This is a genomic window from Bdellovibrio sp. HM001 (assembly GCF_055397275.1).
Window position 1 is genome coordinate 893,845 of record NZ_AP029174.1, and the last position, 20,191, is coordinate 914,035.

At 49.6% G+C, this 20,191-nt stretch carries 17 protein-coding genes; 9 read left to right on the forward strand and 8 right to left on the reverse strand.

Annotated elements, in window-relative coordinates:
• Positions 1–65: 65 nt before the first annotated feature.
• From ACZ5ZZ_RS04395 to tpiA, 4 genes are all read left to right on the forward strand, one after another.
• Complete coding sequence (locus ACZ5ZZ_RS04395) at positions 66–1,040, forward strand: beta-sandwich domain-containing protein (RefSeq protein ID WP_464133744.1); 975 nt, start codon at positions 66–68, stop codon at positions 1,038–1,040.
• A 146-nt stretch (positions 1,041–1,186) separates the two neighbouring features.
• On the forward strand, positions 1,187–2,194 hold the full coding sequence (gap, locus tag ACZ5ZZ_RS04400) for a type I glyceraldehyde-3-phosphate dehydrogenase (RefSeq protein WP_464141436.1): 1,008 nt from the start codon (positions 1,187–1,189) through the stop codon (positions 2,192–2,194).
• Between the two features lie 3 nt (positions 2,195–2,197).
• Positions 2,198–3,403, forward strand: a complete 1,206-nt coding sequence (locus ACZ5ZZ_RS04405; protein WP_464141438.1) for a phosphoglycerate kinase — start codon at positions 2,198–2,200, stop codon at positions 3,401–3,403.
• Positions 3,404–3,591: 188 nt separating this feature from the next.
• The gene (gene tpiA, locus ACZ5ZZ_RS04410; protein ID WP_464141439.1) at positions 3,592–4,317 is read left to right on the forward strand and encodes a triose-phosphate isomerase; all 726 of its coding nucleotides are present in this window, start codon (positions 3,592–3,594) and stop codon (positions 4,315–4,317) included.
• A gap of 16 nt (positions 4,318–4,333) precedes the next feature.
• Here the strand turns inward: tpiA and ACZ5ZZ_RS04415 are convergent, their stop codons facing one another.
• From ACZ5ZZ_RS04415 to asnS, 3 genes are all read right to left on the reverse strand, one after another.
• The gene (locus ACZ5ZZ_RS04415) at positions 4,334–4,774 is read right to left on the reverse strand and encodes a phosphoenolpyruvate carboxylase (RefSeq protein ID WP_464141441.1); all 441 of its coding nucleotides are present in this window, start codon (positions 4,772–4,774) and stop codon (positions 4,334–4,336) included.
• Between the two features lie 13 nt (positions 4,775–4,787).
• Positions 4,788–5,933 carry a hypothetical protein gene (locus tag ACZ5ZZ_RS04420; RefSeq protein WP_464141443.1) on the reverse strand — a complete coding sequence of 382 codons (1,146 nt, stop codon included), beginning with the start codon at positions 5,931–5,933 and terminating at the stop codon, positions 4,788–4,790.
• A gap of 321 nt (positions 5,934–6,254) precedes the next feature.
• Positions 6,255–7,646 (reverse strand): asparagine--tRNA ligase, encoded by a 1,392-nt coding sequence (gene asnS / locus ACZ5ZZ_RS04425; protein ID WP_464117960.1) that lies wholly within the window; start codon positions 7,644–7,646, stop codon positions 6,255–6,257.
• 506 nt (positions 7,647–8,152) lie between these two features.
• Between asnS and ilvA the strand changes: the two genes are divergently transcribed.
• The gene (gene ilvA / locus ACZ5ZZ_RS04430; RefSeq protein ID WP_464141444.1) at positions 8,153–9,364 is read left to right on the forward strand and encodes a threonine ammonia-lyase; all 1,212 of its coding nucleotides are present in this window, start codon (positions 8,153–8,155) and stop codon (positions 9,362–9,364) included.
• A gap of 11 nt (positions 9,365–9,375) precedes the next feature.
• On the opposite strand, the gene ACZ5ZZ_RS04435 is transcribed toward ilvA, so the two are convergent.
• The 4 genes from ACZ5ZZ_RS04435 to ACZ5ZZ_RS04450 form a co-directional block, all read right to left on the reverse strand.
• Positions 9,376–10,245: a substrate-binding periplasmic protein gene (locus ACZ5ZZ_RS04435; protein WP_464141446.1), complete on the reverse strand. Its 870-nt coding sequence runs from the start codon at positions 10,243–10,245 to the stop codon at positions 9,376–9,378.
• Positions 10,246–10,336: 91 nt separating this feature from the next.
• Entirely contained in the window at positions 10,337–10,927 is a 591-nt protein-coding gene (gene msrA, locus ACZ5ZZ_RS04440; protein WP_464117956.1) for a peptide-methionine (S)-S-oxide reductase MsrA, read from the reverse strand.
• 107 nt (positions 10,928–11,034) lie between these two features.
• Positions 11,035–12,435, reverse strand: coding sequence for a hydantoinase B/oxoprolinase family protein (locus ACZ5ZZ_RS04445; RefSeq protein ID WP_464141447.1), 1,401 nt, complete (start codon positions 12,433–12,435; stop codon positions 11,035–11,037).
• Positions 12,432–13,796 carry a hydantoinase/oxoprolinase N-terminal domain-containing protein gene (locus ACZ5ZZ_RS04450; protein WP_464117954.1) on the reverse strand — a complete coding sequence of 455 codons (1,365 nt, stop codon included), beginning with the start codon at positions 13,794–13,796 and terminating at the stop codon, positions 12,432–12,434. Before ACZ5ZZ_RS04450 ends, ACZ5ZZ_RS04445 begins: the two co-directional genes overlap by 4 nt.
• Before the next feature lie 88 nt (positions 13,797–13,884).
• Here ACZ5ZZ_RS04450 and hisC point away from each other — a divergent pair, with 88 nt between their 5' ends.
• Together hisC and cmk are read left to right on the forward strand one after the other, a co-directional pair.
• The gene (hisC, locus tag ACZ5ZZ_RS04455) at positions 13,885–15,003 is read left to right on the forward strand and encodes a histidinol-phosphate transaminase (protein WP_464133769.1); all 1,119 of its coding nucleotides are present in this window, start codon (positions 13,885–13,887) and stop codon (positions 15,001–15,003) included.
• A 12-nt stretch (positions 15,004–15,015) separates the two neighbouring features.
• The gene (gene cmk, locus ACZ5ZZ_RS04460) at positions 15,016–15,669 is read left to right on the forward strand and encodes a (d)CMP kinase (protein ID WP_464141449.1); all 654 of its coding nucleotides are present in this window, start codon (positions 15,016–15,018) and stop codon (positions 15,667–15,669) included.
• A 16-nt stretch (positions 15,670–15,685) separates the two neighbouring features.
• On the opposite strand, the gene ACZ5ZZ_RS04465 is transcribed toward cmk, so the two are convergent.
• Entirely contained in the window at positions 15,686–17,098 is a 1,413-nt protein-coding gene (locus tag ACZ5ZZ_RS04465) for a FlxA-like family protein (RefSeq protein WP_464141451.1), read from the reverse strand.
• Positions 17,099–17,283: 185 nt separating this feature from the next.
• On the opposite strand from ACZ5ZZ_RS04465, the gene ACZ5ZZ_RS04470 reads away from it, so the two are divergent.
• Positions 17,284–18,150 (forward strand): TIGR02285 family protein, encoded by an 867-nt coding sequence (locus ACZ5ZZ_RS04470; protein WP_464141453.1) that lies wholly within the window; start codon positions 17,284–17,286, stop codon positions 18,148–18,150.
• 227 nt (positions 18,151–18,377) lie between these two features.
• On the forward strand, positions 18,378–20,174 hold the full coding sequence (locus ACZ5ZZ_RS04475) for a 30S ribosomal protein S1 (protein WP_262554135.1): 1,797 nt from the start codon (positions 18,378–18,380) through the stop codon (positions 20,172–20,174).
• Positions 20,175–20,191: the final 17 nt, after the last annotated feature.

Here is a 20,191-nt window from a genome sequence, read left to right on the forward strand (position 1 = left end):
TTTCTTGGCACAAAGTTTGGATATAGGCTCAACGGATTCACTATTCAGTCTTTAAGGAGACGTTTATGAAAAAGAACCTCATTCTTGGATCAGTTATTGTCGCCTCCCTTGTACAATATACAAGCCCGGCGTTCGCGGATAAGGAAACCATCGGTGGTATTATCGGTGGTATCATCGGTGGTGGTATTGGTACTCAGATCGGTAAAGGGAACGGCAATAAAGCAGCAATTATCATTGGTGCCATTGCCGGGACGATGATTGGCTCTAAAGTCGGCAGGGACCTGGATGAGGCTGATCGCCGTGCCTTGGCGGAAGCGCAAAGACGCTCATTGGAAGACCGCCTGGGCAGTCGTCGTGACTGGGATGGTCGTGACTACGGTTCCCGCACAGGTGCTCGCGGAAGCTTCACTTCTACTCGTGAAGGTTACAATAACCGCACTGGTGAATACTGCCGTGAATACACAAGCGTGATCTACCTTCGTGACCGCACTGAAGAAACTCGCGGTATTGCGTGCTCTCGCCGAGACGGTTCTTGGTATGAAGTGCGTGAAACCGAAGTTCGTTTTGACAATCGCGGTGGCTACGGTGGCGGTGGACGTCACAATGATGGACCGGTAAGACCGACGTACCCATCCCAGCCAACTCGCCCGACACCTCCACCTCCTCCAGGCCAGCATGGTCGTGGCTACGAAGGTTCTGTGCAAATCAGCCAGATCACTCGTCGTTCGGGCGGGGAGTGGATCCGTGTGACTCTTCGTTATCCAGTGACTTTGGAGCGTATTGAAGTTCGTGCGCTGTCTGCAGGCGTGAAAATCCATGAAGCGATGGTTTACACAGCCTCCAACCAGCCAGTTCGCATCAACTACCTGTCCAACACTCGCACAATTTATGCGGGTCAATCCGAAGTTTCCGAGAATCTGAACATCCGTGAACGCATCCAGGTCATCGACCTTCGTGCGGAATCCATGGGTGGAAATGCCGATATCTTGGTGAACGCGATTTCTAATCAGGACCGCCCGTCCTTGTCTGTAGGTCGCTAGAAAGCTCGGGAGGCCTGAAAACGGCCTAGGGGCCTGAAATTTTAAGGAAATTTCACTAAAAGCCAGTCTATGACAAACAGTGTCTAGACTGGCTTTTTAGCGTTCAAAAGCAGATATTGAGTGGGTTTAAAACAAGGAGCTCACTCATGTCTAAGTTGCGTGTTGGTATCAACGGTTTTGGTCGTATTGGTCGTGTTCTTTTCCGCGCGGGTTTTGAAAAATTCGATATCGTCGGAATCAATTCTTTGGACAGCATCGAAGGTGATGCTCACTTGCTGAAGTATGACTCTGCTCACGGTGTTTTCGGTGCGGATGTTTCCACCGAAGGCCATAACCTTGTTGTGAATGGCAAAAAGATTCACGTTTCCAAAACTCGCAACCCGGCTGAAGTTCCTTGGAAGGACTGGGGCGTTGATTTGGTTCTAGAGTGCACCGGCGCTTTCAAAGACAAAGCAGAATTCATGCAACATATCGCGGGTGGTGCAAAGCGTGTTCTGGTTTCCGGCCCTGCGGAAAAAGGTGCGGATATCACGATGGTTTACGGTATCAACCATGAATCCTATGATCCCTCCAAGCACATGGTTGTCTCCAACGCCTCCTGCACGACAAACTGCCTGGCTCCTTTGGCAAAAGTTCTGAACGACACCTTTGGTGTTGAACACGGAACCATGATGACAGTTCACTCTTACACGAACGATCAAAAAATCCTGGATGCTCCTCACAAAGATTTGCGTCGTGCACGAGCGGCTGCGGTCAGCATGATCCCGACAACGACGGGTGCTGCGAAAAATGTGGGCTTGGTGTTGCCAGAGCTTAAAGGCAAAATCGACGGTATCTCCGTACGTGTTCCGACTCCGAACGTGTCTTTGGTGGATTTCACATTCACGGCGAAAAAAGACGTGACGAAAGAATCTGTGAACGAAGCCTTGATCGCAGCTTCCAAAGGCGCTTTGAAGGGCATCCTGGCTGTTGAGCACAATGAGCTTGTCAGCGTTGATTTCAACGGCAATCCGCACTCTTCTATCGTGGATCTGGCTTCCACAATGGTTGTGGGTCCTCGCATGGTGAAAGTTCTTTCCTGGTACGATAACGAAACAGGCTTCTCTAACCGTATGGTGGATGTTGCTTTGTACATGCAGCAGAAAGGTCTTTAATCCATGGCTAACGGTCTTAAAGGTATCAAGACAGTTCGTGATTTTGAGTTGGCGGGAAAAGTCGTTTTCCTGCGCCTGGATTTGAACGTTCCAATGGAAAACGGCAAGATCACAGATGAAAACCGCATCACGGCTTCTTTGCCGACAATCAAGTACTGCATGGAAAAAGGGGCGAAGCTGGTTATGGCTTCCCACCTAGGTCGTCCTAAAACAAAAGACGACACTGAGTTTTCTTTGGAGCCCGTAGCCAAGCGCCTGCAGGATCTTTTGAATGCTGAAGTGATTCTGGTGGAAGAGCCGGATTCAGATGCTCCAAAGCATCTGCTGCCATCTTTGAAGCCAAATCAGCTGATCCTTCTTGAAAACGTTCGTTTTGAAGAAGGGGAGACCAAGGACTCTGTGGAGTTCGCGCAAAAGATTGCCAACTACTGCGACGTTTACATTAACGACGCCTTCGGTGCTTCTCACCGTGCTCACGCAACCATTCATGCTTTGCCTTCAGTGATGAAGGACAAGGGTATCGGCTTCCTGATCGAAAAAGAAATCACCATGCTGGATTCTTTGCTGCAAAATCCAAAACGCCCGTACATCGCGGTGATGGGTGGTGCGAAGGTTTCTGACAAGATTGCAGTGATCGAACGCCTGATGGACGTTGTGGATGGCTTTATCGTGGGTGGCGCGATGGCGTACACGTTCCTGAAAGCACAAGGTCTGCCAGTCGGGAAATCTTTGGTTGAAAATGATAAACTTAAATATGCCAAAGAAATGATCGAACGTATTGAAGCCCGCAACAAAACTATTTTGTTGCCCGTGGATCACGTGGCTACCAAAGGCATCACGGACACAGCGCACGCGCATGTGACCAATGACGTGGCGATTGCGGAAGACGAACTGGGTGTGGACATCGGTCCTAAATCCATCAAGAACTTCTCGGCAGCTTTGCGTGAAGCGGGCACTATTTTCTGGAATGGTCCTATGGGCATCTTCGAAAATCCGGCTTTTGCCAAAGGAACTTTCGGTGTGGCGGCAGCCATCGCTGAAAGCAACGCGGTCAAAATCGTGGGTGGTGGTGATTCTGCGGCGGCGGCGGAAGCTTCCGGCTTTGCAGATAAGATGACTCATATCTCTACGGGCGGTGGTGCTTCTTTGGAATACCTTCAGGGCGATAAATTGCCAGGTTTGGAAATACTAAGAACCCGCATCCGCTAAGGGCGGCGGGTGAAAAGGGTCCATCTGACTTCGTTGTACCAAGGGCTTCTGCCCTTGGCCCTTCGGGCTAGCGCTCACGAATAGCATCCTGCTATTCTTGTCAGCGGACCGTCACCCTAAGCATCTGGACCCTTTTGACCAGCCTTGGTTTGGTCTGTCTTCCTCTCAATTTTCAAAGGATGAAATTAATGAAAAAGATTTTTGCTGCTAACTGGAAGCTTTTTAAATCTCCCAAAGAAACGCGTGAGTTCTTTGCTCAGTTCAAAGAGCTGGCGGGCAAAGCTACCGGCGAAGTGGTCTTTTTCCCCTCCGCGATTTCCCTGGAAGCAGCCAGTGAATCCTTAAAAGGCACCGCCATAAAGTGGGGCGCGCAGAACGCTTACTTCCAGGCGCAAGGGGCTTTCACGGGTGAAAACTCAGCACAGGTGGTGAAAGAACTGGGTGGCAGCTATATCCTGATTGGCCACAGTGAAAGACGCAGTCTGTTCGGTGAAGGGGATGCTTTGGTCGCTGAGAAGGTGGCCTTCGTGCAGGGCTTGGGACTGACCCCCATGTTGTGCATTGGTGAAACCCTGCCAGAACGTGAGTCCGCAAAAACCTTCCGTGTTTTGGAAACCCAATTGAACTTGGGTTTGGCCAAAGCCGACAAAACAAAACCGGTGGTGATTGCCTATGAGCCAGTCTGGGCCATCGGGACGGGGAAGGTTGCAACACCGGAACAAGTGGCAGAAACGCACACTGACGTGTATTCAATTTTGAAAGCTTTAGGCTTTGAATCTGCGCCGATTCTTTACGGAGGCAGTGTCAAGCCGGACAATGCTGCGGGACTGATCAAGCAGCCACACGTGAATGGTTTCCTTGTTGGAGGAGCTTCTTTGGAAGCAAAATCCTTCAGCGAGATTGCTTCCGTTTAACGGGATTTGATTTCCTTCAGCCGTCGCCAATTTTTTTCTGGCGAGCGGCATCTTTGACGGCGCCTTCAACCAGCTTGGCGTCTGATGTGGAAAGCTTCTTGAGATTGTTCAGGAAGCTTTTTTTGTTTTTCTCGTACAAGGGCAGAATCACTTCACCCGCATACTGGGTCGGATCTTTTTTCAGAAGCACAACGGCCGCTTTAATGATCTCGTCTTGCAGTTCATCGGTACCGGATTCTTTAATGGCTGTGGCAACAGCTGCCTCCAAAGCCGCAAAGGCTTTATCCTGGGCTTTCATGTCATCTTCAGAGAGCTTGGTTTCTTCTGTGACTGTGACTAAAGAATCCACTTTGGCAGCTTGAAGCTTTTCGATGGCTTCGCGCACGTCATAGAACGCTGCTGTTGCAGGGTAGGCAAAGAAAGAACAAAGAATCAGAGTCATCAGTTTTGTTTTCATTGGGCTCTCCTTCCTATGGTTTAATCATCACGCCGATCATTCGGTAAGGCTTTCCTTGGGCGGCATATCTGCGGGCCTTCGGAGAGCTTAAGAACGAATTGCCGGAATAGAAGTCACTAAGGAATCCGCCGTTGTTACCCCAGTCTGTTTTGATCTGAACGTCGCCGGATTCCTTGGTATTGTTATGATAGACGATGACGGCTCCTTTGGGAACGTCCGCAGGACTTTTGATCATGTCGCGGTATTTGGGATTGTCCAGCAGATTGATCATGCCCTGAGCTTTCAAATCACGCACGGCCTCGCGAGCATGACCCCCCGGAGGATAGCGGTCAATCATGTCACCACCCATCAAAGCACGTTTGACAAAGCGATAGCAGTATTTCGTCGATCGGGGACGTTTGTTCCTCATCCCATAGCTGATGGAGTTTTTAACTTCTTTTCCTTCAGAATAGCGCATGATCATTGGATCATCGGCCCACTTCCCAGCCGCCGCATTGCGGGGGATGGACTCATCGGAAGAACGTTTGATTTCAGTGCCGACGTCTTTGATGTTCTGAATATTGCGCTCAGCGGGATCCGTGGTTTGCGACACGGAGCAATTGATACAGATGTCACCCTCTGTTTTTTTGGGGTCTGTATTTTTAGCTAAATTGGGATCAACGGACGGCAAGGGCTTTTGATTGGCTTTGACCAGTTCTTTTGTTGGCAAAGTCGGATTGGCGACAGTTCCTTCAATGGGAAGACCTTCCCCATCACGGCGTGCGCGCGAAGTCAGGGCCACTTCCGGGTCTTGCACTTCAGATCCTTCGTTGTCTTTGAACTCCAGCCAGGGATCTTTTTGAGAGAAGTACACCCAGACTTCATCACCCACTTTAGCGGAGTTTGTTCCCTTGGCGGCGCCCACTTTTGTAAGGCGCACTTTCAGACCATACGAGCCGGTGCGTTTTAGCTGCCGGGTCTCAAGAATGGTGGCTTCCGAGTCCTTGGGGACAAGGGATGTGATATTGCGAGCATTGGAGCGGAAGTCGACGGAGGAGCGGCCGTTCAGGTCTCCGGAGAAAACCACGTCTTGAAGCTCCTGGGGGATTTCAGCCAAGGCTGAGCTTCCCAGCAGGGTCAGCGCGACAAAGATGCGAAGAACGCGATTCAATAAACTCAAATTAATACTCCTAAAGTGCTCTTCGGACTTTTGTTTAAAATATGAAGCTGATCATCTTTAAACAAGTCGAAGGTCCTGCTGACTTCGTGGTGTCTTCAAGGTGTCTCGGTCTGAGATCGATTCCTGGCAGTGAACGAAGTATTCAAAAAGTTGATTCAATATCTGTACCCGGGCGGAGGACACTAAAACGCAGTTGGAGATGCTTTCGTTGTCAGGGGGCGTGAATTCGTACAGGAGATGAACAGGGTTTCTCAGCAGGAGGGAGTCTTGGAATGAAGCAAAGAGAAAGTAAAAAGGAGGCTTGCGCCTCCTTTTTGTTTTTTAGAATAAAGCGTTCTTTGGTGTTCGTGGGAACGGGATTACATCGCGGATGTTACCCATGCCGGTGATGTACATCATCATGCGTTCAAAGCCCAAACCATAACCCGCATGCGGGAAGGTGCCATAGCGGCGCAGATCCGTATAGAAGGAATATTCTTCCGGATGCAGACCCACTTGTTTCATGCGCGCCTCCAGAAGTTCCAGATTGTCTTCACGCTGAGATCCGCCGATGATCTCGCCGATTCCCGGTGCTAACAAGTCCATCGCACGCACGGTTTTTCCATCCGCATTCAACTTCATGTAGAAGGCCTTGATTTCTTTTGGATAGTCCGTCACGAACACCGGCTTCTTGAAGTGCTCTTCAGCCAGGAAGCGTTCATGTTCAGATTGCATGTCGATGCCCCACTGTACTGGGTACTCGAACTTCTTGCCGGATTTTTGCAGAATCTCGATGGCTTCCGTGTAAGTCACGCGGGCAAACTGGTTGTTCAGAACATTGTTCAGTTTGTCGAACAGACCTTTTTCCACGAACTGATTGAAGAACTCCATCTCTTCCGGACATTCCTGCATCACATAGCGGATGATGTACTTGATCATGTCTTCAGCCAGTTCCATGTTGGCGGTTAGATCCGCAAATGCAATTTCGGGTTCAATCATCCAGAACTCCGCCGCGTGGCGGGAGGTGTTGGAGTTTTCCGCACGGAACGTCGGACCGAAAGTATAAATGTTACGGAAGGCCGCACAGAACGTTTCGCCGTTTAGCTGACCGCTCACAGTCAGGTTGGTTTCTTTGCCGAAGAAGTCCTGGCTGGCATCGATGCTGCCATCTTCTTTGCGTGGAGGTTTATCCAGCTTCAAGGTGGTCACACGGAACATCTCACCAGCGCCCTCAGCGTCAGAACCGGTGATGATCGGGGTGTTTACGTACACGAAGTTTTGATCATGGAAGAACTTGTGAATAGCAAAAGCCAGCACAGAGCGCACGCGGAAGACGGCCGAGAAGGTGTTGGTGCGTGGACGAAGATGGGCGATCTCACGCAGGAATTCCATGCTGTGACGTTTGTTTTGCAGAGGATATTCCAGGTCGGCTTTCTGTACGATTTCGATTTTGGAAGCCATCACTTCAAAGCTTTGGCCAGCGCCCTGGGATTTCACCACTTTGCCGGTCACGTAGATGGAACTTGAAATGGAAAGCTTTGCCACTTCCTCAAAGTTGGAAAGATTGGTGTCAAAGACCACTTGAACCCCTTTGAAGAAGGTTCCGTCATTCAATTCAATGAATCCGAAATTCTTTTGATCGCGAATTTTGCGAACCCAGCCGGACAGAAAGACTTCCTTGTCCAGGTGTTTTTCGGTTTCTCTAAATAGTGATTTTACCAATGTTGTTTCCATAAAGGCCCTTTCAGCAATCCAAATAACCTATCTCTCTTCGGGCTGGTGCGCAAGAACCTGCGGTCTCGCTTCGAGGCGATTGCACGAGATCTTTTCGGGAAGCTTATGGGGGGACTCAAAATGCGCATAACGCGAAAAGTCATTGAGCAGCTAGTTTCCTGATATCAATAACTTAAATTGAGACCGCGTCTTGCTGGGGGTCTTGGGGAGGCCTAGAATAAGGATGGCTTCAGGAAGGAGTCCTTATGGCAACCCGAACTCATTTTCGATTGTGTCATATTTGCGATACGGTGAACTCGGCGGAAGCCGAGCTTGTGACGGCCTGTGAGTGCTGTGGAAAGCACCTTGCACCCTTTTACTTTTTCGACGAGAGTAAGGCCATGGGCATGACGGAATCGAATTTTTACTCCAGTATCAGCGGGGTGAAAGGCACGGCGTCTGTCCTTCCCCATAAGGAGTATCCTCCGATATTGGGGTTAACTGTGTATTGGGAGCCCTGATCCAAAATGAAAGTCAGCTTTGCAGACATCCAGAAAGCCCGAGAGTTATTAAAAGACATCATTTGCCCCACCGAGCTGAGCCACTCCATCAGTGCCAGTAATCTTCTGAAGAGCGAAGTCTATTTTAAATTTGAAAACACCCAGCGCACCGGAAGCTTCAAGTTCCGTGGTGCGTATAACAAGATCTCTAATCTGACAGCGGAAGAAAAAGCCCGCGGCGTGGTGGCCAGTTCTGCCGGAAATCACGCCCAAGGGGTGGCGTTGTCGGCGAAACTTGCGGGGGTAAAGTCCACCATCGTGATGCCGGAAACGGCGTCCATCAGCAAAGCCTCGGCAACTCGCGACTATGGAGCCAATGTTGTTCTGAAAGGCGAGATCTATGACGAGGCCTTCGAGTATGCCCAGAAGCTTGAAAAAGAACATGGCTATACCTTCGTGCATCCGTATCAGGATCCGTATGTGATAGCGGGCCAGGGGACTATCGGAATCGAAGTTCTGGAGAAGGTGCCTGATCTGGAATCCATCATCGTGCCGATCGGTGGTGGCGGTTTGGTCAGTGGTGTGGGGTTGGCAGTTAAGTCCATCAACCCGAATGTACGTGTGATCGGTGTGCAAAGTGATCGTTCACCGGGAATGGCGCATCTATTTAACAAACAGCCTCTGTCCCAGGCCAAAAGAGCCGCAACGATTGCCGATGGTATTGCGATTAAGAATCCGTCTCAGGTGATGCTGGATAGTTTTATTTCCAAGTACGTGGATGAAGTTGTGACCGTCAGTGATGACGAAATCGCAGAGGCGATTGTGTTCCTTATGGAAAGAGCCAAAACCGTGGCCGAGGGCTCGGGAGCGGCTGCCATGGCCGCAGCCATGTCGCGCAATTTGAATCTGGGTAAAAAGACCTGCGTGATTATCAGTGGTGGAAACATTGACTTGAATATCGTTTCCAAGATCATAGATCGTGGTCAGATTCTGCGTGGGCGCCTGTGTGAGTTGTCTGTGATCGTGGACGACCTTCCAGGCAACTTGAGTCGTTTGACTCAGGCCATTGCCGCTCAGAAAGCCAACATCCTGGAAGTACGTCACGACCGTGTTTCCAAGGGATTGTCTTTGCGTGAAACCCGCATCGACTTCGTTCTGGAAACTTCAAGCATTGATCATGCTGAAAAAATTAAAGTGGCCTTGGAGCAAACAGGTGCCAAAGTGGTGGCAGGCTCGTAGGGCCTGCTATCTTAGGCCTCCGGATACAGGGTCATCAAATTGTGTGAGGCCCTGGGCTTTGCAGTGCTTTTCTCAGAAGCATTTTTCTCCCCCGAATCCAGCGACAGGTACTTTTGTGGGGATTCTTTCCAATCGTGCAGATTGTACTTATTCAGAATGCGCTGCAATTCTCCGTTGCGACGAAGTTCTTCCACACCTCTACTGAGGATGTCAGCATAGGTTTCCGAATGGGGATTGTTGGGTGAAAAGGCGATAAAAAGGTCCACAGCCTCGTCTTCGACCCAGCCAGCGATCTTGTAGTTTTCGAATTTATGGTGGTTTGTGTGGGTCAGGTACTGAAGTACCAAAGGGTTTTCGATAAATCCATCCAGACGCCGGGCATTGAGCATGCGAATCATCTGTTCTAGTGGACGGTCCCCAGAAAAAGGAATGAACGTGCGATGGCGGTGACGAATCAACGGATCCACACTGCCACCATAGGCATAGCCGTTGATGACCCCAATGCGCTTTCCTTGCAAAGAGCTGCGACCGGTGTATTCCCACTGTGAATCCTTGGGGACAAAGAAGGCATTCTTCATCAAGCCCAAAGAGTTTTTCGGAAAGATGAAGTCGGGCGCATCTGCCACGCAGGCCCCCAAGATGCCCTGGGCCTTGTTGGCGCGCGCGTCTTTCACAGAACGAGCCCAGTTCGTCGTGACAATTTGAATGTGATGGCCTTGGGGCTCAAAGACGGCTTTGGCGATTTCCACCATATAGCCAGGTGTGGAGGATTCGGGGTTGCAGACGTAAGGGCACCAGTAGTCCGAGCGCAGGACAATCACATCCGCTTTCGCACCGGAGGCAAATAACAGAATGAGGACTGTTAGAATGACCGAGTTCATAGGGCCCCTCTCATTACTTACTCCTATGCAATACTGTGCTGTCCAGCAAGTTGCACGGATAAAAAAGGACCTTTCTTAAATGTAACCTATATTACTTGAACTCAATCTTTCTTTCGAAATGGCAGGTGTATCCACCCGGATTCTTCTGTAAATAATCCTGATGATATTCTTCAGCGCTCCAGAAGTCCGCAGCTTTGACGATCTGGGTGACGACGGGATTTTTCCACGCGCCTGATTTTTCCACACGTGCGCGCACAATTTCCGCTTCATCTTTTTGTTTGTCAGAGGTGTAGAAAATAGCGCTGCGATACTGAGTGCCGATATCGTTGCCTTGACGGTTGCTTGTGGTTGGATCGTGGATCTTAAAGAAGTAAAGCAACAAATCCTGATACTTCAACTTTGTCGGATCAAAAGTGATCTTCACGGTTTCAGCGTGATTTGTTGTGCCGGTTTTGACAATGTTGTAAGTGGCATTTTTGGTTTCCCCACCCATGTAACCCACCTCGGTCTGAAGCACACCAGGTAGTTTGCGCAATAAATCTTCCATACCCCAAAAACATCCGCCGGCAAGGTAAGCCACTTCTGATGAACTCACGTTGTTTCCTTTCTTGGGCTTGGTTGTCTGTGCAAGGCAACTCAAGCTGACACCCAATGCAATAATTAAAGTGATCAGTGCTTTCATGGCAATGAGTTTAGCACCGACATATTTGACAAGCCAGCATCTGAATGGATTTGAGTATGTCAAAAAACAAAGACCGACAAGGTGTCGGTCTTTGTGAGGAAGATTTGCTATTCAGATCGACCGTATCCGCCACCCGAACCCGAGCACAGAGTCAGGATGTCTTGTTTTGCGAATTTCTGCTGTCCCAGAACTGGCAGATGTTTGGCGGTCTCACCAGTTTCAACCACCACCTCGCACGGGTCACCGTGGGAACAGTTTTTCAAAAGGCGGGGACGGTGCAGAGTCAAGTCGGTCAGCCAGGTGGCCTCCGCCTCTTCACGCATTTGCAGCTTGAGAATCAAGCCACGACCGCCGTTGAACTTGCCTTTGCCGCCATTGGATTGGCGTTGATCCACGCGCAAAACTTTGACTGGGAAGTCTCGCTCCAGCTGCTCCAGGGAAAAGGGAGTCAGGGTGGCGCAAGAACCATCACGGTCAGCCCGGGCGGATTCGCCCCCAGGAAGACGCAACAATTGGTGCTTGTCGCCGGAGCGCAGATCAAAGTGCAAGGCACAGTGGCTGCTTAAAGAGGTTTCTTGTTTGTGATGAATCTGTGCTAAGGCCAGTTCGATTGCAGACTGTAAAGCCGCCACCCCGCACGTCATGCCCTTGAAGGTGGGGGCAGGATATTTTCCAACCAGCCAACAACCAGTGGGTTTGGTGATTTGTAAAACGGCGAAGGACCCGCTGTTGGCCAAATCTGTGAAACCATAATGACGGCTGATCGCATGGAAGCAGGCGCCGTAAGTCGCAGACTCGGTCAAAGAAACAGTTTTTGCAGCACTGGTGCCGCTGAAATCCATGGACACTTTTCCATCCTGAATCTCCAATGTCAGACGCAGAAGCTCACCGCTGTCCAGCACCACGTCCACACGTGCTTCACCCGAAGCGCTTTCAGAAATTTTCTGAGAAGCGGCCTGCTTGCAAAGTTGCAAATAGTCTTCGATCAGTTCACCCGTGATGGTGAAACCGGTGAACTCGATGGCTTCGATCAGTTTTTGTGCACGCAAGCTCAGATCCTGAACTTGCTCTTTCAGCCAATCCACAAAATGTGCGGGGCAGGCCGGGTGGGCCTGCATGGCCGTCAGGATCATTTCGTTGACCTGATTTTTCTGGCGTAAAGGCATGGGCGGAATTCGCAAGCCTTCTTCTTCCACGGATTTTACCAGAGTGATTTTGGTGTCCAGTGCACGACGAGTGACCCACAACAGATCTTCAGACACGGCCATGACAAAAGTCATCTCTGAAAGCAGGCTGCCGCCGCTGTAAGGGTCATTCAGAAGAGCGATGTCGCCTTCCTGCAGATTTAAATATTTCGCAGCCGTGGTGGCGGCTGTGGTCAGGGTTCCGTAAGTCACGGGCATTTGCCCGCGCACAGCCAGAACATCGCCGTCCAAAGTCATCAGTGCGGATTCACCCACCAAAAAGTCATTCAGCAGGGAATGCAAAAGTTCAATTTGATAGTTCATGACAAGGCCGCCTTCAGGGCTTGAGCGCCCCACAATGCTGTGGATTCAGATTCGCAGAATTCTTGCTCGATGATGGTGGTGTGCGGATCTTTTTTGAAGATGTTCGCAAACAAAGGCGCCAGCGGGCCGGTGACTTTCAATTTCTTGGTCTGACGGCGCAGACGGCTTTCCATCGCCAGTCGCTGTACGCTCAGGCTTTGCAGTTCCTTGGTCAGGTGATGCAAGTCCGTGTCGCGCAAAGAGCTGATTTTCGAAAGAGTCAAAAGTGCGTTTTTAAAGCGCTGAATGCCTTGTGCGGAAACACGGTCTTCAAGGCCTGCGATTTTTGCCAGCTTCGAGTTGTCAGACCATACATCCAGCAAACTCATCTTCTGACCACGCCCCAGGAACATCGGGCCTGGTTCCCACGCTTCCTGTTGATTGGAAAAATCAAAACGGCCAAAGCTGTTGAGCTGAATGCCAAGTGTTGGTTGAATGCCCAGGTTGTGGGTTTTCAAACGTCGCACTTCGACTGGTCCCCATGGACTTTGCCATGCAGATTCCCACTGTGAAGGGGAGATCAGGGCGAACTGCTCAAGTCCCAGATAAAGAATATCAGCGGTGTTGGACGCGTCGGCCAACCCCAGAGCAGACAGCGACGCAAACAGGCTTCCCACTTCGCGCTGGCTTTCTTCCTGGAAAAGATCCCCGGCACTGTCCAGGAAGTGGATGTTCTTTCTGTCGATGGCGGCTTCCAAGCCGGCATACAGCTCGCTTTTGATTTCCGCAAAGACGCCGGAAAGTGTGGCGTTCAGGGCATTTTTGGTCCAGCGACTGACTTCGTGTGGATTGTCAGATTTTTCCGGGACAAAGACCTCCAGGCCTTTCTCCTGGAAGATTTTTTTAGCTTGCTCCAGGTGAACCGGATTCGTCGCAGAGTGCAGGAAGTTCAGACATACTTTCTTGCAGTCCATCAATTGCACCTTGGCAGCGATGGCTTCAACCTCTTCAACTTGTAAAGGCAGTTCAACCTGACCGTCGGCCAAAATGCGCTCGCGCACAGAGAATTGCAGGTCTTTGCTGGTCAATGTGTGTTCCGGGGATCCACAGATATTGAGCCAGTGCTCAACACCTTCCGTGCTGACGTGGGCCACAGCGCCGCTCAGGCGGTGGTCCAGAAGTTTTTTAGGCACGCGCAGGCTGATAAATGCCTTGGCAATTTGTTGCTCTTTGTAGGGGGCGACGAACTGGGTCAGCGACGTCTTAAGGTTCTCACGCGAAAGATAGACTCTTTTCTGCGCAAGGGAAGTGGAATCTGACAGGAGAGAGAATTCGGCGAAAGAATCACCGACACTCACTCCCAGCAAAAGGCTGTTATGCATTTTAGAACGCTCTCTATTGAATTTACACTGGAATTAAGTTAGGCGATCAGGTATAGCAAAATATTCTCTCTAAGAAAAGGATTCTAAAGTGAAGATTTCTCCCGAAATTTTGAATCTGGTGCCGTATAAACCTGGTAAACCGATTTCCGAGACACAACGTGAGTACGGGCTCACGACAGTGTATAAGCTTGCAAGTAACGAGAATCCTTTGGGTACTAGCCCCAAAGCCATGGTGGCGGTGAAAGCGGCCCTGGAGCATCAAAATCTGTATCCAGATCCTTCGCATTATGAGCTTTTGCAAACTCTGTCAAAAGAATGGGGCTTCCCGACAAAACAACTTGCTATTGGCAATGGCAGCGACGAGCTGATTGACCTTTTAACGCGCATTTATTGCGAACCCAAAGACGGTGTTTTGACATCCGTGGCGGCTTTTAATGCGTATGAAGTCAGCGCACCGGCCAATCGAGCGGTTATTCACAAAGTGCCCATGGCAGCAGGCTATCGTTTTGATCTTCCGGCGGTGGCGGATTATTTCCTGTCTCATCCGGAAAAAAACATCCGTTTGATTTTTGTTTCTAATCCCAACAATCCGACGGGCACCTATGCCACCAAGGCTGAGATCGAAGCCTTCTTGGAAAAGGTCGGAAATCGTGACGACGTGATGGTGATTTTTGACGAGGCCTACAATGAGTTTGTGCGTGCTAAAGACTATGCGTCTGCACAAAGTTATATGGGGCAGTATAAGAACCTGATTGTTCTTCGCACTTTCTCTAAAATCTATGGCCTGGCGGGTTTCCGCATCGGGGCGATGATTGCGCCGGCAGAGACGATTGAAGTCTTTAACCGGGTGCGCAAACCATTTAATGTCAACGATTTAGCGCAAGTGGCTGCAAATGCGGCTCTGCAAGATAAAGAATTTATTGAGCGATCGCAGCAGATTTGCTGGAAAGGGCTTGATTACTTCTACAAGAAGTTAGAAGAATTAGGCCTGCCTTACATTCCATCTCAGGGAAATTTTGTCATGTTTGACACCCTCCGCGACGCCGCCAAGGTGAACGAAGCCTTGTTACGTCGTGGAATTATTATGAGACCGCTATTGAACTACGGGTTCAAGACGCATTTGCGTTTGAGTGTAGGGTTGGAGCATGAAAATGAGGCCGCTTTGAAGGCCTTGGCAGAAGTTCTAAAAGAAATTCCGCCGCTGTAGTTTTGGAGAATTATGGGAATGGTTATTACGATTGATGGCCCTGCGGCCTCTGGTAAATCTTCAGTAAGTCGTGAGCTGGCTCGCCGTTTGGGCTGGCAGTGGGTTTCCACAGGTGCTTTCTATCGTGGTTTGGCGTTTGCCGCTCTTCAACTGCAAATTGATCTTGATGACGTCAAAAATCTGGCTGAGTTGACTCACAATCCCGTGTGGAGTGTGAGAATGGACCAAGACCGCACCCGCGTGTTCTTCCAGGATCAGGACGTGACAGATCTGATCGCTCATGAAGATGTGGGTAATTTTGCCAGTAAGGTCAGTCATTATCCAGAAGTGCGTAAAGCCCTTCTGGATGCCCAGCGTGGTTGCTCTGAAGGCCCCCATGGTTTGGTGGCTGAGGGCCGTGATTGCGGCACCGTGGTCTTCCCAAAGGCGGAAGCGAAGGTTTACCTGACAGCCAACTCTGAACACCGCGCCGCTCGTCGGGCAGCGGAGCTGGGGCTGGATCATGGTGATATGGTGAAAGCACAGCAACAGCGTGATTTGCAGGACTCCACACGTAAAGTGGCGCCGATGGCGATTCCTGAGGATGCTCTGGTCGTGGACACGACGACTTTGAACCTGGAACAGGTCGTTGATAAAGTCGTCGATTACGTTAAAGGAAAAATCTAATCAGAACCCGAGGGATCTATTTCTTAGATCCCTGCAATAGTGTCTTGGAAATTCCCAGCCCCAGCGCGGCGCCAAAGCACACTTCACCCCAGTCGGTTCCACCTTCCACAAAGGCTAAAAAGCCTGAATCTTTTCTGCCCACGTATTTCAAGCGCGGCAAATTCTGATCATACGAATAGTAATAACAAGGTCCCATTTGCAGGCCTGCCATTTTTAGCGGTGTCACGTCGTAGCCTTTGTTTTGTAACGTGGCTGCGGCTCTTTTTACCTGGAAGATGCCTCGTTCTGTCATTTTCGTGAAGTCATAGTATTTATCCTTACCTGCCGGCCAAGTGCCCATGTCAAAGTATTCGCCCCAGCCCTTCATCAGGCCCATGAAAATCTGACGCCCTAACTGATCGCCATCGTTGCCGCCATTGAGCTTTCCCAAAGCTTTGACGGGGGCCCAGGTGTAAAAAATGCGTCTCATCTGTGTGCTGTCGCTTTTTTCCACGATGCCCCCACCACGGAATCTCCACATGATGGAGCTGATGTACATGGTGATAAACTCACGATCGGCGTCGCTTAAATTGGGATAAGGCAGACGCGGGCGGTGCAGTCCCTGTTTTGTGATGGCCTGCCGGTCTGCTTCTGCCTGCTGACGGCCTTTTTGATCAATGTCGATCAGGTGTGCTTCGGCTTGTTGGATCTCCTGTTGTAAAGTTTCGAGGGTCTTTGCCAGCTCAGCGCGTTCTTGCGGGGACAGAGTCAGGCAGTTCTTCGAATCCAGCAAACTCAGGATCTGCTGATAGTCCTTTTTCTGTTTTTGCACTTTATCCAGCAACTCGGTCATGCGAACTTTGCTCAGCATCAGGCGCATTTTTTCCAGAAGTTCCGGCGTCACCAGATTCGCAGCAAAGTCCACGTATCTTAGCGGGGCGGCGATCGCCTGGGCCAGTCCGCTTATCTCGTCCATTTTTGAGTAGTGAATTTCGCCCGGTCCCAGATCGTTCACGTAAAGTTCCGGCTGATAGGCCTCTTCACAGGAGGCGCGCAGGTTTTCCGCCGAAAAAACTTTGGCGAAGGTCACGCGCGGGAACACGCAATGGTTTTTAATTTTCTGCAGGTGTTCTGTTTTAAGACCCTTGTGGCTTTCGCAGAGGTTCGTGGCCGGCAAAGGGCGCCAGCGGGTGTTGCTGGGATTGTTGACCGTATTCAGCAGTTCAGTCAGCTCATTGAAGAAATAGAGGTCCACATCAGCCAGTGTCACGAGAGACACGGAGTCATTGTGCTGACGAGAAACCTCCAGCGGAAGCTTTGGAAATACCTCCACGATGTCCGCGCGATTGTAGAGGGAGGAGTCCCTGTAGATAAAGGAATGATAGGTTTCAGCTCCGGAAGAGCTGGTGAAAGCCAGGATGCTGGTTAATAAAAAGTAACGCCATCTCACCACGTACCACCTCGTGCGTTTTTAAGTTCAAGAGTGTTTATTTACATGCAAGCCCATGCCAGCTCCTTTCAGGGGTGTTTTCGTCAAATAACTAGCCAATCAATGCGGAAAAACGTCAGGGCTCTTTCGGGCCAGTGTTGGAAATCACATAGGGATGCGACCTGGGGCTTTGTTATCATGAAGCAATGAAAGCTCTGGGGTTTGCTATTTTCATACTTCTTGTGAACTGTTCGATTTTTGCTGCCGAAAGGCCGGGCGCAGAGACCATTCAATGGGCGATGACGGATTTCCCGCCGTTTATTTTGCTTTCTTCCGATGGCGCTAAGGTCGATATTCAAAAATCTCAAGGACCGTTTGCTGAGATTTATCGTGAACTGGAAAGATCCCTGCCGCAGTACAAGCACACATTTGTCAGGGCTTCTTTTTTGCGTGCGGAAAGATTGTTTTTATCAGGACGACATTTTTGCACATTGCTTTTGCAGGACACGCCCGAACGTGCCCGCTATTTGATTTTTGGAGCGGAGGTGGCCAGAGCCTTGCCTATCGGTCTTGTGATGTCCTCCACCTCGTACAATAGGTTTCAGCAGTATGAAACCTCCGAAGGCATGGAGCTGGCCAAGCTGGTACAGAGGGGGGAGTTCCGGCTGGGGGTTGTGCAGGGGCGTTCCTATTCCAACAAAATAGATGAAGTGATTTTGAAAGCGAAAGACTCTTACCGCCACGTCAGCGATCAGGCGGTGGGTGGTCTATTCACCATGCTGGAAAAGAACCGGCTGGACGGGGTGCTGTCGTATTACCTTGAAGAATGGAATCATCGCAAAGGACAGGGATCAAATTTGCTGAAGTATCTTCCGGTGAAAGAGGCTCCCCCCTATATTTCGGTCAGGGCCTCTTGCGAAAAGACCCCTTGGGGTGAGGTCACGATCAAAGAGATCTCAAAAGTTGTGGTGGAAAAGAACGTCCGGGGCCGAATTTTTGATTATTTTCAGAAATCTTTGCCGAAAGAGATGAGAGGCAAAGTCCGCGAGATCTATCGGGGGCTTGTGCCTTGAAGGTGCTCAGGTCCAATAGGTTTGATCTGAAGGAGTGCTGGTCTAGGATTCCCCCAGAGGATGTGCGTTCGCATAATCCTGGAACTCTTAAATCTCTGCCAAACCGCGTAAAACCTTTGACTTCCAGCCCCTTAGGTCGCTAAACCAGTGATTCGCCATAAGCGCGAAGAAAGGTTACGGGTAGGGTCCATGAGATCTTACTACGTGGGAGGTTTACAAAACACGATATGACAAAACAATTGAACAAAGCCGAATTGGAAAAACAGAAAGTTCTAGCTTTCTTGGATGCAGAGGACTCCAAAGTCCCAGCAAATCCTGGCATTTTGAATGCAAAATCTGAGAAAGGTGACTTCGACTCTCTATTCGAAGCATCCATGAAAGAGCAAGACTTCAAAGTCGGCGACGTTGTAACAGGTACTGTAGTTGAAGTTCAGTCTGACTACGTTCTTGTTGATATCAACTACAAGTCTGAAGGCTTGATCGCGATCAATGAATTCCGTATCGTTGACGGTGTTCGCGAAGTTAAAGCTGGAGACAAAGTAGAAGTTTTGATCGACCGTATCGAAAACGAAAACGGCATGATCGTTCTTTCTAAAGATAAAGCAGACATGCTTCGTGCATGGACTGATATCTCTAAAGCAGCAGAGAACGAAGAAGTTATCGAAGGTACTGTTGTTGCTAAAGTTAAAGGTGGCTTGAGCGTTGATATCGGCGTTAAAGCATTCTTGCCTGGTTCTCAAATCGATTTGCGTCCGGTTCGCAACATGGACGTATACTTGGGCAAAAAGTTCAAATTCAAAGTTATCAAATTCAACAAAAAGCGTGGCAACATCGTTCTTTCCCGCCGTGCGCTTCTTGAAGAAGAACGCGACAGTTTGCGTTCTCAAACTTTGGACACTATGGCAGAAGGTTCTGTGGTTACTGGTGTTGTTAAGAACATCACTGACTACGGTGCGTTCATCGACCTTGGTGGTATGGACGGATTGTTGCACATCACTGATATGTCTTGGGGCCGCGTAAAACATCCTTCTGAGATGTTGAACGTTGGTGACGAAATCCAAGTTAAAGTTCTTAAGTATGACAAAGAAAAAGAACGCGTATCTTTGGGTATGAAACAGCTTCATGCAGATCCTTGGGAATCTGTTAAGGCTTCTTATCCTCCAGGCACTAAGCTTAAAGGAAAAGTTGTTTCCTTGGCTGAGTACGGTGCATTCGTTGAACTTGGTGAAGGCATTGAAGGTCTGATCCACGTTTCTGAAATGTCCTGGACTAAACGTGTAAAACACCCTTCTCAAATCGTAGCTGTTGATCAAGAAGTTGAAGTTGTGGTTCTGGAAGTTGACACTGAAAACCGCCGCATCAGCTTGGGCATGAAGCAACTTCAAGCCAACCCATGGGTTGAATTGAAAGAATCTTATGCTCCAGGTACGATCATCGAAGGCGAAGTGAAGTCTGTAACTGACTTCGGTATCTTCATCGGCATCGAAGAAGGCATCGACGGTTTGGTTCACATCTCTGACTTCTCTTGGACTAAGCGTGTAAATCATCCAAATGAGCTTTACACTAAAGGCCAAAAAGTTCGCGCGGTTGTATTGGGCGTAGACATCGAGAACGAAAGATTCTCTTTGGGTATCAAACAACTTGAGTCTGACCCTTGGTCAAACATCGAGAACAAATACGCTATCGGCACTCAGCACGATGTTAAAGTAACGAAAACAGCTGATTTCGGTGCTTTCGTAGAGCTTGAGTCTGATATCGAAGGTTTGATCCACATTTCTGAACTAACAACAGACAAAATCAACTCTGTTGAAGAATTCATTAAGCCAGGTCAATCTGTAAAAGCAGAAGTTATCTCTATCGACAAAGACGCTCGTAAGATCGGTTTGTCTGCAAAACTTGTTAAACTTCGCGAAGCAAAAGCGGACGTTGACGATTACGTTAAAAAAGCAACTGCGACTTCCAAGTCCACTTTCGGTGACTTGTTCGCTGACCAGTTGAAAAACGTAAAAACTGACAAGCAGTAATTCGATCAAGACCAAAG

Excerpts from the sequence above, each read along its gene's own strand:
- msrA (WP_464117956.1), bottom strand. The coding sequence starts at position 10,927 with ATGAAAGCACTGATCACTTTAATTATTGCATTGGGTGTCAGCTTGAGT.
- ACZ5ZZ_RS04435 (WP_464141446.1), bottom strand. The coding sequence starts at position 10,245 with ATGAACTCGGTCATTCTAACAGTCCTCATTCTGTTATTTGCCTCCGGT.
- cmk (WP_464141449.1), top strand. The coding sequence starts at position 15,016 with ATGGGAATGGTTATTACGATTGATGGCCCTGCGGCCTCTGGTAAATCT.
- ACZ5ZZ_RS04450 (WP_464117954.1), bottom strand. The coding sequence starts at position 13,796 with ATGCATAACAGCCTTTTGCTGGGAGTGAGTGTCGGTGATTCTTTCGCC.
- gap (WP_464141436.1), top strand. The coding sequence starts at position 1,187 with ATGTCTAAGTTGCGTGTTGGTATCAACGGTTTTGGTCGTATTGGTCGT.
- tpiA (WP_464141439.1), top strand. The coding sequence starts at position 3,592 with ATGAAAAAGATTTTTGCTGCTAACTGGAAGCTTTTTAAATCTCCCAAA.
- ACZ5ZZ_RS04475 (WP_262554135.1), top strand. The coding sequence starts at position 18,378 with ATGACAAAACAATTGAACAAAGCCGAATTGGAAAAACAGAAAGTTCTA.
- ACZ5ZZ_RS04445 (WP_464141447.1), bottom strand. The coding sequence starts at position 12,435 with ATGAACTATCAAATTGAACTTTTGCATTCCCTGCTGAATGACTTTTTG.
- ACZ5ZZ_RS04405 (WP_464141438.1), top strand. The coding sequence starts at position 2,198 with ATGGCTAACGGTCTTAAAGGTATCAAGACAGTTCGTGATTTTGAGTTG.
- ACZ5ZZ_RS04470 (WP_464141453.1), top strand. The coding sequence starts at position 17,284 with ATGAAAGCTCTGGGGTTTGCTATTTTCATACTTCTTGTGAACTGTTCG.
- asnS (WP_464117960.1), bottom strand. The coding sequence starts at position 7,646 with ATGGAAACAACATTGGTAAAATCACTATTTAGAGAAACCGAAAAACAC.
- ACZ5ZZ_RS04415 (WP_464141441.1), bottom strand. The coding sequence starts at position 4,774 with ATGAAAACAAAACTGATGACTCTGATTCTTTGTTCTTTCTTTGCCTAC.
- ACZ5ZZ_RS04395 (WP_464133744.1), top strand. The coding sequence starts at position 66 with ATGAAAAAGAACCTCATTCTTGGATCAGTTATTGTCGCCTCCCTTGTA.
- ilvA (WP_464141444.1), top strand. The coding sequence starts at position 8,153 with ATGAAAGTCAGCTTTGCAGACATCCAGAAAGCCCGAGAGTTATTAAAA.